The organism is Paenibacillus sp. FSL M7-1414 (genome assembly GCF_038003195.1).
Classification (GTDB): Bacteria; Bacillota; Bacilli; order Paenibacillales; family Paenibacillaceae; genus Paenibacillus; species Paenibacillus amylolyticus.
Genome location: NZ_JBBOOS010000001.1, coordinates 1,275,576 through 1,288,594, shown reverse-complemented (window position 1 = coordinate 1,288,594; position 13,019 = coordinate 1,275,576). Strand labels below are relative to the sequence as shown.

General features: G+C 47.4%; 11 protein-coding genes. 5 read left to right on the top strand and 6 right to left on the bottom strand.

The annotated features are described in order from the left end of the window. Window positions 1–136 precede the first annotated feature (136 nt). On the bottom strand, window positions 137–1,054 hold the full coding sequence (locus MHH92_RS05745) for a PD-(D/E)XK nuclease family protein (RefSeq protein ID WP_340902571.1): 918 nt from the start codon (window positions 1,052–1,054) through the stop codon (window positions 137–139). Between the two features lie 513 nt (window positions 1,055–1,567). Here MHH92_RS05745 and MHH92_RS05740 point away from each other — a divergent pair. After that, complete coding sequence (locus MHH92_RS05740; RefSeq protein WP_339189360.1) at window positions 1,568–2,251, top strand: serine/threonine protein kinase; 684 nt, start codon at window positions 1,568–1,570, stop codon at window positions 2,249–2,251. Between the two features lie 299 nt (window positions 2,252–2,550). Here MHH92_RS05740 and MHH92_RS05735 read toward each other — a convergent pair whose 3' ends face one another. Beyond that, window positions 2,551–3,447, bottom strand: a complete 897-nt coding sequence (locus tag MHH92_RS05735; RefSeq protein WP_340902570.1) for an AraC family transcriptional regulator — start codon at window positions 3,445–3,447, stop codon at window positions 2,551–2,553. 129 nt (window positions 3,448–3,576) lie between these two features. Here MHH92_RS05735 and MHH92_RS05730 point away from each other — a divergent pair, with 129 nt between their 5' ends. Both MHH92_RS05730 and MHH92_RS05725 read left to right on the top strand, forming a co-directional pair. Then, entirely contained in the window at window positions 3,577–4,464 is an 888-nt protein-coding gene (locus MHH92_RS05730) for a sugar phosphate isomerase/epimerase family protein (RefSeq protein WP_340902569.1), read from the top strand. 48 nt (window positions 4,465–4,512) lie between these two features. Continuing rightward, on the top strand, window positions 4,513–5,568 hold the full coding sequence (locus MHH92_RS05725; protein WP_340902568.1) for a Gfo/Idh/MocA family protein: 1,056 nt from the start codon (window positions 4,513–4,515) through the stop codon (window positions 5,566–5,568). A gap of 335 nt (window positions 5,569–5,903) precedes the next feature. On the opposite strand, the gene MHH92_RS05720 is transcribed toward MHH92_RS05725, so the two are convergent. Then, window positions 5,904–7,223 (bottom strand): glycoside hydrolase family 125 protein, encoded by a 1,320-nt coding sequence (locus MHH92_RS05720; RefSeq protein ID WP_340902566.1) that lies wholly within the window; start codon window positions 7,221–7,223, stop codon window positions 5,904–5,906. A 330-nt stretch (window positions 7,224–7,553) separates the two neighbouring features. On the opposite strand from MHH92_RS05720, the gene MHH92_RS05715 reads away from it, so the two are divergent. Beyond that, window positions 7,554–8,615: a LacI family DNA-binding transcriptional regulator gene (locus MHH92_RS05715; protein ID WP_340902564.1), complete on the top strand. Its 1,062-nt coding sequence runs from the start codon at window positions 7,554–7,556 to the stop codon at window positions 8,613–8,615. A gap of 233 nt (window positions 8,616–8,848) precedes the next feature. On the opposite strand, the gene MHH92_RS05710 is transcribed toward MHH92_RS05715, so the two are convergent. From MHH92_RS05710 to MHH92_RS05700, 3 genes are all read right to left on the bottom strand, one after another. Beyond that, window positions 8,849–10,462 carry a hypothetical protein gene (locus tag MHH92_RS05710; RefSeq protein WP_340902563.1) on the bottom strand — a complete coding sequence of 538 codons (1,614 nt, stop codon included), beginning with the start codon at window positions 10,460–10,462 and terminating at the stop codon, window positions 8,849–8,851. After that, window positions 10,440–11,015 (bottom strand): RNA polymerase sigma factor, encoded by a 576-nt coding sequence (locus MHH92_RS05705; RefSeq protein ID WP_340902562.1) that lies wholly within the window; start codon window positions 11,013–11,015, stop codon window positions 10,440–10,442. The genes MHH92_RS05710 and MHH92_RS05705 overlap by 23 nt, the downstream gene beginning before the upstream one ends. Window positions 11,016–11,262: 247 nt before the next feature. After that, complete coding sequence (locus tag MHH92_RS05700; RefSeq protein WP_340902561.1) at window positions 11,263–11,790, bottom strand: mismatch-specific DNA-glycosylase; 528 nt, start codon at window positions 11,788–11,790, stop codon at window positions 11,263–11,265. A 121-nt stretch (window positions 11,791–11,911) separates the two neighbouring features. On the opposite strand from MHH92_RS05700, the gene MHH92_RS05695 reads away from it, so the two are divergent. Beyond that, a complete protein-coding gene (locus MHH92_RS05695) occupies window positions 11,912–12,832 on the top strand; it encodes an AEC family transporter (protein ID WP_017690279.1) in 921 nt (306 codons plus the stop codon). Window positions 12,833–13,019: the final 187 nt, after the last annotated feature.

The following is a 13,019-nucleotide window of genomic DNA, read 5'->3' as shown; positions in this document are numbered from 1 at the left end:
CCACCAGGCCTGTGGAACGCAATAGAAGCGCAAGTCGGGCAGATGATGTTCCCGGCTTGCGCTTCTTGATTTTTTTCACATATAGGATAGCTTGTTGGTTGGTATAAGGCCTTTAGTTTCCTACGGTTTTGGCGCTTCAGACTGCTCGCTCACTGCACACTTCGCGGAAGTTGCAATCCCGGCAGGACCGGTGCGATGGCATCGCTGTGAAGTAGGTGACGTCCTTGGGACGGTTGTAATACTCATCCTCCACGCAGGATCGCATCTCCTCAATGTAACGACCTACGTTCTCCTCCACCTTCCGGATATCCTCTTCTGTCGCTGTAAACTCGCTGTGTTTTCCGGTTAACAGGTACTCCACTCGCAGCTCAATCTGCTCCAAAGGGATTCGGTAGTGTTCTCTCACATAGGATGCGTACAGCATTAGCTGATCGGAGAAGTCATCTTCCTTGCCCGTCTTCCAGTCCACAATGACAATATTGCCATTACTGCGCCGATACAATAAATCCATCTTCACATACACACGCGTATCGTGCAGCATCATGGTATCCCATTTCTCAATCTCCAGAATGTCCGTACTTGCTCGGGACAAGTCCTCCCACGTAAGCGTCTGGTACAGGTTACCTACACAGGCCGAAGCCCGTTCCTTAATCGTGGCGATCCGGTCATTTAACGTGTCATCCCCATAATAGATCTCTGACAGCATCGTGCGATTCTTGGGGTTCAGCCGCCACTGATCCGCGTCCATGGATTCCACATACGCCTGATTCAGCAGCTTGCGTATCGTCTGTTCCAGAAAGTGTTCACGCGGTTTATCTTTGCCCTCTTCCCTGCTGCGTACCGCCGACTCACACATCCGATGCGCGAGGTCCCCGAAGACAAGGTACAGATTGCTGAGCTGCTTCAAACGGTACAGACGAACCTGCATCTCATCAGCAGAGTCTGCCTTCCAGCCGTTATGGGCACCGTAATAATGATAATAATATTTGCGCAGGCACTCATCGAACATACTCGCCCGCGACTGCGAATAAGACCACTGCGGGTATTGTGCCATAAGTAATCTGCCTTTCTGTATGCCGGATCTGCATAAGATCCCTTGATGCTCACAGTATAAAGCCCGGGCAATCTTGCCGCAAGCGTGCTTCCGTTATTTTCTTCTGACGCAACCGTTTCCGATTCGATCCGTATCGTTTATATAGTAACATCACCAAAAGATGAAATTGCGGAGCAGAACGCATAATATACTCTATAGAGGGCACGAATTCGGGACCTGGATGCTAGTACGGGTCTAGCCGGGGGTCAGTGCGGGCCTGACGCTAACGAATCTCACACACCTTATCACGTGGATCACGAGGTTTTACGGAATCTAACGAACCCCAGACAAGCTAATTAGTCTTATTTCGGTTGGAGAACATGTTTACTGCGAGCAAATGAGCCAATAGCTTGTCTCTGATTCGTTACATTTTCAGATCTGGCGATTTACGTGAAATAAGACTTACTCGGTTCGTTAGAAAATGATTATATGAAAAAAAATTGTACAGGCATATCCTAAAAGGAGGCACCACCCATGAATCGACCGGATTGGTTCCAGGCGGAAGAAGCACTACAACAGATCCAAGTCATCGGAAGCGACCGGAATGAGCTCGTGAACATCATCGGCGATGTAGAAGGATTGAATTGCATTGGCACAGGTACGGATGCGGCTGTATTTACGTATGACGGCTTGCCGCAGTATGCCTTCAAAATGTACTCGGATCATGCCTTGGACAAACTCGAAAATGAAAAACAGGTATACGAGCAGCTCAAAGGCCTGCCATACTTCCCTACCTATTACGGCAGTGGCCGGAATGTACTTGTGATCAGTTTTGAACCCGGGGATACCTTGCTGGAATGTTTGGAAAAAGGAATCCCCGTCCCCGAGCAGGTGATGCTCGATGTGGAAGCAGCGCGAGAAGCCGTTCGCAGTCGCGGGTTGAACCCTCGCGACATTCATCTGAAAAATGTAATTCTCCAGAACGGACGCGGGAAAGTGATTGACGTATCCGAGTATATCCAGGACGGCAATGACAATCGCTGGGAGCATCTCGTCTGGGCTTATCACAACATCTATCCACGGATCAAAGGAACGCCCATATCCCCACGCATGCTGCAAACGATCAAATGGGGATACAATCAGTTCGATCATGCCAACGTCAAAATGGACGACCTCGCCAAGAAAGCCAATCGTCTGTTCTCCAGATTTATGAAATGAGCACGTTGTACACATAGATAATTGTCTTGATATTATTGAATCAAAACCACCCGGATAATAGCCTTGAAGAGGCCTTTATCCGGGTTATTCTTCGTAGATGTGCGTATGATTTATGGTTACGGTAATCACTGCTGTGTGCTCTGCTTCTGCTTCTACTTCTACTTCTACTTCTACTTCTACTTCTACTTCTACTTCTACTTCTACTTCTACTTCTGCTCACAATTGCGACTGCGAGTTACTCAGGGTCTCAACCATCTTTATAGACATTTTATTCGAGACCACTGGTAAACTGGTCGTGCTCAATCTTCTTTTCTTCCACGTCCCTGCGAGGGGGTCATGCCCTTGTATTGTTTGTATAATTTCGTAAAATAGTTGGCGTTGTCGCAGCCGACTCTGGCGGCGATCTCCGTAATGGTCAGACTACTGCCTTGCAGCAGTTGCTCTGCCTCACTCATCCTGCACCCGTTCACGTATTCCACAAAGGTACGTCCGGTCAGCTTTTTGAACATTTTGCAGAAATGATACGCATTCAATCCCACATGACTTGCCGCTTCCGTAACAGACATCTTACCTGTGGGGTCCGCTTCAATCTGTGCGATCAACTGTTTGAAACGTTCGCGGTTGGGAAAATACGATCCGACCGTTTTATCCGGTAGCTGCTGCGGCATAAAGGTTCGCGCAAGCAGGGTGAACAAGGCGTGCAGCTTGGATTTCACCACAAGCTGATAAGCCGGGGGCTGTAACGCCATTTCCTCCACAGCTTCATTCAATAAAGAATAATAGCCTGTGCAGGCTGTGTTTTCCTCTGCCGGTTTGACCGGAAATCTCACTCTTCCTTCCAAATACGGCGCGACATATTGCTCATGCACAGGATCATGAGTGAAATCATGGAACAGTGCACGGTTCACTACAACGGAATCATAATGCACATCCCCGTCATCCAGAGCATATCCGACATGCAATGTACCTCCAGGAATGATAATGACCTCACCTGCTCGAACCACATAAGGTTTGCTATCAATATGAAACAGCGCACTGCCCTTGCGCATAACAATCAGTTCAAAGTGTTCATGCCAATGCAAATACAGAATACATTCTTCAGCTTTCATATCAGAACACCGATTTTGGAACAGCTGAAATGGATGTGATTTATGGTCAATTCGGGTATTTTCGTGAAGCGCTTTCAGATCCAGCACGACTTCTTCCCCCTCTTCACAAGATCCGACTATTATTACACAAGATTGTTTAGAGCCATCCCGTTAATCCACGGCTATAATGAGTGTGTCACGAAGTACTATAAGCCAATATTGGAGTGAAATACAACCATGAATAAATCATTACGCATCGGTACCCTTGTAGGCGGGCAGGACGCCGTCCGCGTTATCCCGCAGATCATGCAACACGGCTTCGAATCATTTAACCTGACCTTCTGGCAAACGACTGGTGATCTGGACTTGGCAGAGACAGCCAAACGTGTCCGTGAAATTGTGGACGAACAAGGTATCGTCATTTCCGCGGTAAGTATATTTGGTAACCCGCTCACCGGAGCCGGAGACAACGCCGATACATTGGCGAGCTGGGAGCGAGTGATCGATAATGCACAGCTCTTTGGTGCAGATATCGTCTCCGGGTTCACCGGACGATTGACCGATCAACCCATTAACGAGTCCATCCCCCGGTTCAAGGAAGTATTTGGTGAACTGGCACGTCGGGCAGCCGACCGGGGTGTACGCATTGCTTTTGAAAACTGTGATATGGGTGGCACCTGGCAGACAGGTGACTGGAACATCGCACATAACCCAACGGCCTGGGAGATGATGTTTGATGCTGTTCCGCATGAAAATGTAGGCCTGGAGTGGGAGCCTTGCCATCAAATGTCCAGCCTGATCGATCCTATTCCACAGCTACGCAAATGGGCTCATAAAGTCTTCCACGTACATGGCAAAGATGCCACGATTGCCTGGGATATTGTCAAGGAATACGGCGTGCATGGCCCACGTGAATTTGTCTGGCACCGTACACCCGGCTTCGGGGATAACAACTGGGCAGACATTATCACCATTCTCCACCAGAACGGTTATCAGGGTACGATTGATATTGAAGGCTGGCATGATCCCGTCTACAAAGACGAACTCGAAATGACCGGACAGGTGCATGCATTGCGATATTTGAAACAATGCCGCGGCGGAGATTTTGTGCCCAATCCGGTATAGGAAACCATGCGAGCTGTATAACACAATCCATGCGAAGGAGATGAGAACATGACTCATCCTTATCGGGTAATTATCGCTGGCTGCGGTGCCATGGCAAACACGTGGGCGGATTATGCCTTGCAAAGGCCGGATACAGAAATCGTGGGACTGGTCGATCTGTATGAACAGACAGCCCTTACTTTTGCTACAAGACATGGCCTCACTTGCCCTGCGTTCATCGATATCCGTGAAGCCATTCAAACGACTGGTGCAAATATCGTATTTGATGTCACGATTCCGGCGAGTCATTACGGCATTGCCATGACAGCGCTGAAGGAAGGATGTCACGTATTTGGCGAGAAACCACTGGCAGAGTCCTTCTCCGACTGCACAGACATTGTGCAAACTGCTCGCAGTACAGGACACATTCAAGCCGTGATGCAGAATCGCCGTTTCGATCCACGTATCCGCGCCTACCAGCATCTTATTTCCGGCGGAGCTATAGGGCAGGTAGGTTACGCAGGAGCCGACTTTTTCCTCGGGCCACACTTCGGCGGATTCCGTGATCTGATGGATAGCCCACTGCTGCTTGATATGGCAATACATACGTTTGATCAGGCACGATATATTCTCGGAGCCAACCCGGTATCGGTGTACTGCCATGAGTTCAATCCTCCAGGTTCCTGGTATCAGGGCAATGCGATGGCGTTATGTATATTTGAGATGTCCGACGGGTCCGTATTCAACTATCGCGGATCTTGGTGCGCAGAAGGTGTACCCACATCATGGGAAGCAAGCTGGCGCGTAATCGGTGAAAAAGGAACCGCCATCTGGGATGGTCATGATGACATCTATGCTGAAGTAGTTACTGCGCAAAGCCTGGATGCTGACGGCAAACCCTCCTTTTTCCAGCCAAGTGAGCGGATTGAAGCGGAACTGCCTGTCATGGACAAAACAGGTCATCACGGCTGTCTCGAAGACATGTTCGCCGCACTGGAATCCGGACGACTACCTGAAACCGATTGCAGTGATAACCAATTCAGCATGGCCATGGTCCTCGCATCACTGGAAAGCGCACGCACAGGCCAGAAAGTCTTCATCGCCGATCTACTGAAAAACACATAGCGAAGCGCCTGTGTTTTTCATATTAAACAAAGCCCAACTGCAAAGTTCAGCAGTTTGGGCTTTCTTGTTTTTTTTTGCCTACTTCCCTCTCCTATACAAGGTACAAAAAAGTTTCTGACAAACACGAAGTAGTGTAGGGGACGAAATCGATTCTGAAGAAGCAAAGCGTTCGCCCAAAAGCTTTCTGAAAGAAAGCTGCATCGGAAGCATACGCTTATCACCGGATTTCGACTTTACAAAAGTCGATCAGGAAATCCGGGGATAACAGCGATCAAAAGAACGATTCGTAACCGGAACGGACACTTTGCAGGCAGTTTTTTTGGACTTTCATCATTTTATAGAATTCCTTTTTTCATTGCCTTGTACACCAACTGCGAGAACAGGCTGTTGGACCAGGCAAACCATGGTCTGGTGAACGTGTTTGGATCATCGGCGTGGAAACCCTCATGCATGTATCCAGTACCCGCATCTGTGTTCTCCAGTAATTCAATCATCGCCAGCATCTCCTCGTCATTGTCTGCGGTCAGACCCTGCATGGATAGCGCCATGTGCCAGATGTATCCTGGAGGGGTGTGGGGGCTACCTATACCTTTGGCTACCTTCCCTTCATAGTAGAACGGGTTTTCTTTGCTCAAAATAAATCGACGAGTGTTTTGATATACCCTGTCTTCAATCGAAGCATACTCCATATACGGTATAGACATCAGTCCAGGTGTGCCCGCATCATCCATTAGACAAAAGTTGCCGTAACCGTCCGTCTCATAGGCATATATCTGTCCATACTCCGGATGACGGTAAGTACCGTACAGGGAAATGCCATGTCGTATTTCTTCTTCCAAACGAGCCATTTGACTCACCAGCTGCTCATCCCGGAACACCCACTTCGCGATCTCCCCCATCTGGCGCAAGGTTACCGCAGCGAACATGTTCGCCGGAATATTATAATGAAAATCACAGGCATCATCACTCGGACGAAATCCGGACCAGATCATCCCCGTATAATTCACCGGCATACCCAATCCTTCATTACGCAGCGTATCATGGGCAGGACAATTGCGCCGCATGAACTGGTAAGGTGATTGCTCTGCGTGATGCTGCTCCGTCTCCCATAGTTGTACGATATTCTCCATCACTTTCTTGAAGCGCTCGTCAAATATATCCGTGAGTTCCGTCTCCCGCCAATATGTATAAGCCAGCTTCATGGAGAAACAGAGGGAATCCAATTCAAACTTCCGTTCCCACACCCAGGGTGACATCTCCGTCTCATCATCGGCATCCCAATGCCATCCATTCGCTGTTTCATTGAACGCATTAGCATAGATATCCATATCAGCATAAAATGTATGCCGTTTGATCAGCCCCCCAATGATACGTTGCAACTTCTCGTCATCCTTCGCAAGCGGAACATAATGCATGACCTGCTCTACGGAATCCCTTAACCACATGGCGGGAATATCCCCTGTAATCACAAAGGTTGTCCCATCATCTAGTAGCTTCGTGGTCGTTTCCAGTGTATTCGGAAAACAATTGCGAAACTGAGCCAGCAATCTCGGTCGATGTTGCAAACGCTCGTCCGCCTCAGTCAGAATATCCTGCACAGCTTGTGGCAATTCCAGTTGTGGCATAGGGATTTTCGGTAATCTGAACTGTTCCATGGATGTCGTCTCCTTTGAATTGGTTTATTTAAGTTCAGCTAATATTTTTTACACCAGCACTCCGATTGCAGAATAACCTTCCGATCGCTGTTATCCCCAGATTTTTTCGATCCCCTTTCTCAAGGGAAAATCCGGTGATAAAGGCGCACGCTTCGCTTCTTCAGGTTATTTCTGCCCTCTCCGTTATCGTGTAAATATTTAGTTGAACATATATAGATTGGAGCTAACACTCTAATTATATTGTTATTTTTGTTATGATAAATTATAATAACATTATTATTTGTAAGTGTACTGTGTCAGAAGATGATCGTCAAATGAAGGAGTAATGATATGTCACGCAAAGTATCCATTCAGACGCTGGCTGACCAGCTCGGATTATCCAAATATGCCGTCTCCCGCGCACTCAGCGGCAAGACGGGCGTTAGTGAAGCAACACGCGCACGGGTACTGGAACTCGCTCGAGCTTTGGGATATCGCCAAAGTACTCCGGGTGCTACCAACAGTCCTACTGCCGCAAATCATGTGGATCCGTCCGATCCCCCGTTTGTTCTCATTTGCATGAATCAGCTCAATCGCGGTGAACCCCACTACTGGCAACGTGTTCTGTCAGGCATGATCTCCGCCTGTAATGAGCGTGGTTGGCATCATGCCATTGTATCTCCCTCACTCGGTGTGACGGACGAGAACATCTCTCCCGAAAAGGCAATTGCTCCTCACTTGGACTGGGAACGTTGTGCGGGGATTATTGTCATGGGGGCTTTCCCGCATACGGTTCTGCAACGGCTCTCTCAGACGGGTCGGCCTATTATTTTGGTAGATCATCAGGAACCCCTGCTGAATTGTGATACGATCAGCCATGATAATCTGGAAGCTGGCATCACCGTGGCTAGATATCTAATGTCTATGAATTGCCGAAGGATCGGCCTGATCACAGATGATGGGCGTGCTGCAAGCTTCGCGCAGCGGAAGATCGGGATTGAGTTGGCTTTGAACCATTTCCATGTGGACACCAGTCATACGACCAGCTTCAGAGAATGGAATATTCCGTATGAGAACGGGGAATGGGTTAACCAGCTGGCTACCACCATTCAAAACATGCCAGATGACAAACGTCCCGATGCCTGGATTGGTGTTAATGATGATATTGCCTTGCAATGGATGCACAAATTACAGGAGATCGGTATCTCTACACCTAAAGATTGTCTTGTCATCGGTATCGACAATGTACACTCTGCGGTTACGTCCTCCCCGCCCCTGACCACAGTTAATCTGTGTAAAGAGGAACTTGGACAGCGTGCCGTTGAAGCTTTACAACGCCGGATCGAACGCCCGGGGACGCCAAAAGAAACGGTTATGTTATCCACTACGTTGATTCCAAGGGAATCGGCATAATTCGGAAAGGGTACTGCTCTCTTATGAAGATGAATTCTTTAGGTACTTGCTGTCCCCGTAAGTCTGGTGCAAACGAAAGAGGCCCCGCATATTATGCAGGGCCTTTTTCGTATATTAGGCTTATATCCTTATATTCCTGTACATTCACACTTAAATCTACTGATCCATCCACCCATCCTTATATCATTCATTCGAAGCTTCATTTACTTCATGTCTAAGAATTGTACTACTGGTTATTTCAGCCAAGGCAGGCTACTGTACGACGGAAGATCCACTTCCCAATTTACATCACGATACTCACGGTGAACCACCGTTCGTTTCAAGGTGAATTTTGTACCTTTTTCTTCGTTAAAACCACGAATTTTTAATTGCAGATCATCTTCAACGTATTCACCGTTATTATTAGGCTGATCCGGATAACCGATCACTTCAACAGGATACTCTTTTCCATCCGAATCTACTGCAACCCAACGATCACCCATGAAAGCATTTCGAAACGTCCCTCTTCCCTTTAGAACTAATGAATACCCTTTCTTTACATCAACCTGCGGAGGATCATACGATTCCATCACTGGCTCGTAATCAAAATCATCAAACAATATTTCATCTCCAAGCTGTTCAAAATGTACAAAAGTATAAAAATTAACGTCCTTACGCATCCTCTTCAGATCAACTTCCACTGATTTCTCTTCCTTCACCGGGAGGGTGTAACCATCCAGAACAAAGCGAATGTTCTTCGCATCTACCGTAACAAATGCAGGGTCCCATGTCTCCGATAACTTCAACGGCCCACCATTTCTTAAGTCACTCAGATCTTGGAGTCGAAACTTGGCTTGACGTGAATCTGGTCTTATCCCATTGAAAATTCGGTATTCATTTGTTTCAGGGATTTCAAGATGGTAGATGATGCTCATATAGTTTGCCCAATCCTCATTAACTTTGCCACGAAGCTTATCATCCAGACTCACATTCAGGTCAAGCCGGGTTCCGTTTGGCGTGCGTACAAGCTGTGTCATATCAAGCTTTAGTCCTTCTGGCGTCGTATATGTGTTATCCATAGAATTTTCAACAGCCAATGATTTGGCTTTGGTCATATCGATATTGAATTGGAAGCTCCAATCCACCGTAACATCTCTATCTTCGTAGGATTTCTTCTCGTAATCATAATATTTGCCCACATTTAAATTACGCAGTTCACCCCGCACGACTACCTGATCCGGAATTTCATCATGGAACTGGAATAACAATCGTTCAGTTACGGAACCCTTAGTTCTGGTATCTCTTGCAAGAGTAGCAACCTGTCGCCCCTCTTCATCCGTAACATGAATTCTCCCCATCTCAGACAGTAACCGTGATAACCCTAATCCATCAGGTGTTGTTTGTTGCATGGTCATTACCATATGAGATCGGTCTACAAGCACGTCTTCAATTTTAAGCGTGTAGCCCTGGTCATTGATATTGATATCCGGATTAACTACAAGTCCGAGAGGTTTAAGACGTTTATAATCATCTGCAAAATAGGAATATTTCAACTCTTCCGGCACAGGCATGTTCGGTAGCGGGGGGCGATCCACAGCGCTCACTGAGGGGGAGGATAGCTCTGTCGTAAGGTCAAAAGCAAACCAGGCCCCTCCGGCAAAGATCACAACAGCCGCTGCTGCAATTCCAGTCCGGCGCATCCAATGCGCTCTAATGGATTTTTTCACGAATGGATGCTGATCTTCTCCACTTTCCATGGACACGCCATCCAGCTTCTGCATGATTTTAAGCGTAAAATCCGCATCCGGCTCCTCACGATAAAGGTGCTCCTCCCACAACCGATCCTCATCCTTTGAAATAGGCTTCATACGTAGCTAGACCTCCTTTGCGTTCCATTTGCTTCCTCAGCGTTTTTTTCCCGCGATATAGGGCGTTGCGCACTTTGGTTGAACTCATGCCTGTAATGTCTGCAATCTCTTCATAGCTCAACTCGTTTGTGTACTTCAGTAATAACACCAGGCGATACGATTCAGGTAACTGTTCGAGCTGTCGATATATTTCACGCTGCATCTCTTTATGCAGCACACGCTTTTCAGGTGTTTCATTACTGACAGGTTCGATCCCATGATCGACCGGAGACATGACGGGTTTCTTTTCCCGTATAAAATCCCGCATCAGATTCACCGCAATGGTATACACCCACGACGAGAAACTTCTTCCCTCCCGCCGCGACGGGAGATGACGATAGATACGAATGAACGTATCCTGAGCGAGATCCTGTGCATCCGGATGACTCGCGCCCATTCCGCGCATGATGCCGTAGACTTTATTTTTATATCGATCCACTAGCACGGAGAACAACTGCTTATCCCCTGCAACAATACGCTGAATAAGCTCCTCCTCCGGTATCTGTTGATTCATGTAATCCCCCTTCTCTACAGCTTCCATGCATGGTTCTGTACTATATAGACGGAAGCCGTTCCCGAAACCTCTCACTTTATCCAAAAAAAAAGAATTCGCCCTTATCGGCAAAGCCGACTGGGTGAACTCTGCATACCTACATTCTGTGATTGCCGCTGCACATTCTCTGCAGGTTTCGTGAGTAAATTTCTGGAACCCCGAATCCACATTCCGTGGCAATATATTCTTGCTATCTTTCTCTCCTGCCTTACTTGCCTCTTAATCTTCCCTGTTCTTCTCCGCAACAAAAATCAGCAAGCTGGGAATAGATCGCCACAATCTCATCCATCGACATGCGCACGAGTCCACTGGACGATGGGGCGACGAACTCCTGAATTTCCTTGACGACCGGGTCGTCTTGGAATCCCCATTGCACTTTGGCGCGCTTGCTGTACTGGGTGTATACACCTTTTCCGACAAAACAAGCGATGTCCGGTCGGTATTTCTCCAACTTTTGCCGTAAAATCTGTCGTCCTTCTGCGTACTCTTCCTTCGTAATATCCTCCATACCTCTGGTGGGACGGGCCACAATATTCGTGAATCCATATCCCAGCTTCAGCAACTCTCCATCCTCCTGTGCATCATATAAACGCGGGGTTAATCCCGACCGTTCAAGGATGCGCCAGAACCGGTTTCCTTTGTAAGCATAATGATGACCCGTCTCTCCAGACGTAATGCTCGGATTGAAACCAATAAACAATATCGATAAACCAACATCCAGATGATCTGGAATCATGATGGGAAGCCCCCTTATCTTTTTTAACTAATTACATCTTTCGTGTGTGTATAAAATGATATAATAAGCAAAGCATTTTCGAAATCGGATTGAAATTTTCATGAAAAAGGAAGCTGAACTAATGATTGCAGACATCATGCTTGAAGTCGTCCTGCCCGTCTTTCTCTTGATCGCCGTCGGTTCCTGGATGCAAAAGGTGTTCAAGCTGGACTTGTACACACTCGCCAAAATCAATTTCTATTGTATTACCCCCGCAGCCGTCTTTATGAGCATGTACCACTCGGATATGTCGGGCGAACTGCTTGGGACAGTGACACTCTTTTACGCGATATATGTATTGATTCTCTATATTGTAGGTTCTGTATTTGCGCGCTCGCTTCGGATGAATAAAGGCATGAAGGCTGCCTTCAACAACAGTATTATGCTGGATAACGCAGGCAACTATGGACTGCCCATCAATGCACTGGTATTCCGCGGCGATCCACTCGCCTCTTCCATTCAGGCGCTGGTCATGTCTTTGCAGGCATTACTGACATTCACCTACGGCGTGTTGTCCATTCAGGGCGCGAAGCTCAAAGGTAACTACCGTGCGGTGATTATTGGATTTCTTAAAATGCCTGTTCCATATGCGCTCTTGCTGGGGATTCTGTTACACATGTGGAAGGTTCCCTTGCCTACGTTCCTGTCCATGCCACTGACCTATGCGCAGCAAAGTATGGTTGCCGTGGCGCTTCTGACACTCGGGGCACAGATTGTAAAATATCCAATTCAACTGTATCGCCTTGATGTGTATATTAGCACATTTTTGCGTCTTCTGATTGGCCCGGCTATCGGGATTTCAATTGTGCTACTGCTTGGGTTGGAAGGTATCGCTGCACAGGCACTTATTATCGCTTCCGGTATGCCGACGGGTGTCAATGCATCCATTCTCGCAGAAGAATACGATAACGAACCCGATTTTGCAGCCCAGACGGTGCTAATCTCAACGTTGCTTAACATCATCACGATAACAGCACTGATTTCTTATGCCAAAACGTTCTAGATGAGGAATGTGCGTAAGTACATTCCTCCGTTAAGACCAAAATCAAATTTACAAGTCCACGCCCCCTACAGGTGGTTGTGGGCTTCTTTGTTTATACTGTTCGTCCCACTTGCAGGAACAAAGTCTTACGAAGAGCACTTATTTAACCAAACCAAAGGACTGTTTTGCGCGTCAATTGCTTATTAGC

Excerpts from the sequence above, each read along its gene's own strand:
- MHH92_RS05730 (WP_340902569.1), top strand. The coding sequence starts at position 3,577 with ATGAATAAATCATTACGCATCGGTACCCTTGTAGGCGGGCAGGACGCC.
- MHH92_RS05745 (WP_340902571.1), bottom strand. The coding sequence starts at position 1,054 with ATGGCACAATACCCGCAGTGGTCTTATTCGCAGTCGCGGGCGAGTATG.
- MHH92_RS05720 (WP_340902566.1), bottom strand. The coding sequence starts at position 7,223 with ATGGAACAGTTCAGATTACCGAAAATCCCTATGCCACAACTGGAATTG.
- MHH92_RS05700 (WP_340902561.1), bottom strand. The coding sequence starts at position 11,790 with ATGATTCCAGATCATCTGGATGTTGGTTTATCGATATTGTTTATTGGT.
- MHH92_RS05715 (WP_340902564.1), top strand. The coding sequence starts at position 7,554 with ATGTCACGCAAAGTATCCATTCAGACGCTGGCTGACCAGCTCGGATTA.
- MHH92_RS05725 (WP_340902568.1), top strand. The coding sequence starts at position 4,513 with ATGACTCATCCTTATCGGGTAATTATCGCTGGCTGCGGTGCCATGGCA.
- MHH92_RS05740 (WP_339189360.1), top strand. The coding sequence starts at position 1,568 with ATGAATCGACCGGATTGGTTCCAGGCGGAAGAAGCACTACAACAGATC.
- MHH92_RS05710 (WP_340902563.1), bottom strand. The coding sequence starts at position 10,462 with ATGAAGCCTATTTCAAAGGATGAGGATCGGTTGTGGGAGGAGCACCTT.
- MHH92_RS05695 (WP_017690279.1), top strand. The coding sequence starts at position 11,912 with ATGATTGCAGACATCATGCTTGAAGTCGTCCTGCCCGTCTTTCTCTTG.
- MHH92_RS05705 (WP_340902562.1), bottom strand. The coding sequence starts at position 11,015 with ATGAATCAACAGATACCGGAGGAGGAGCTTATTCAGCGTATTGTTGCA.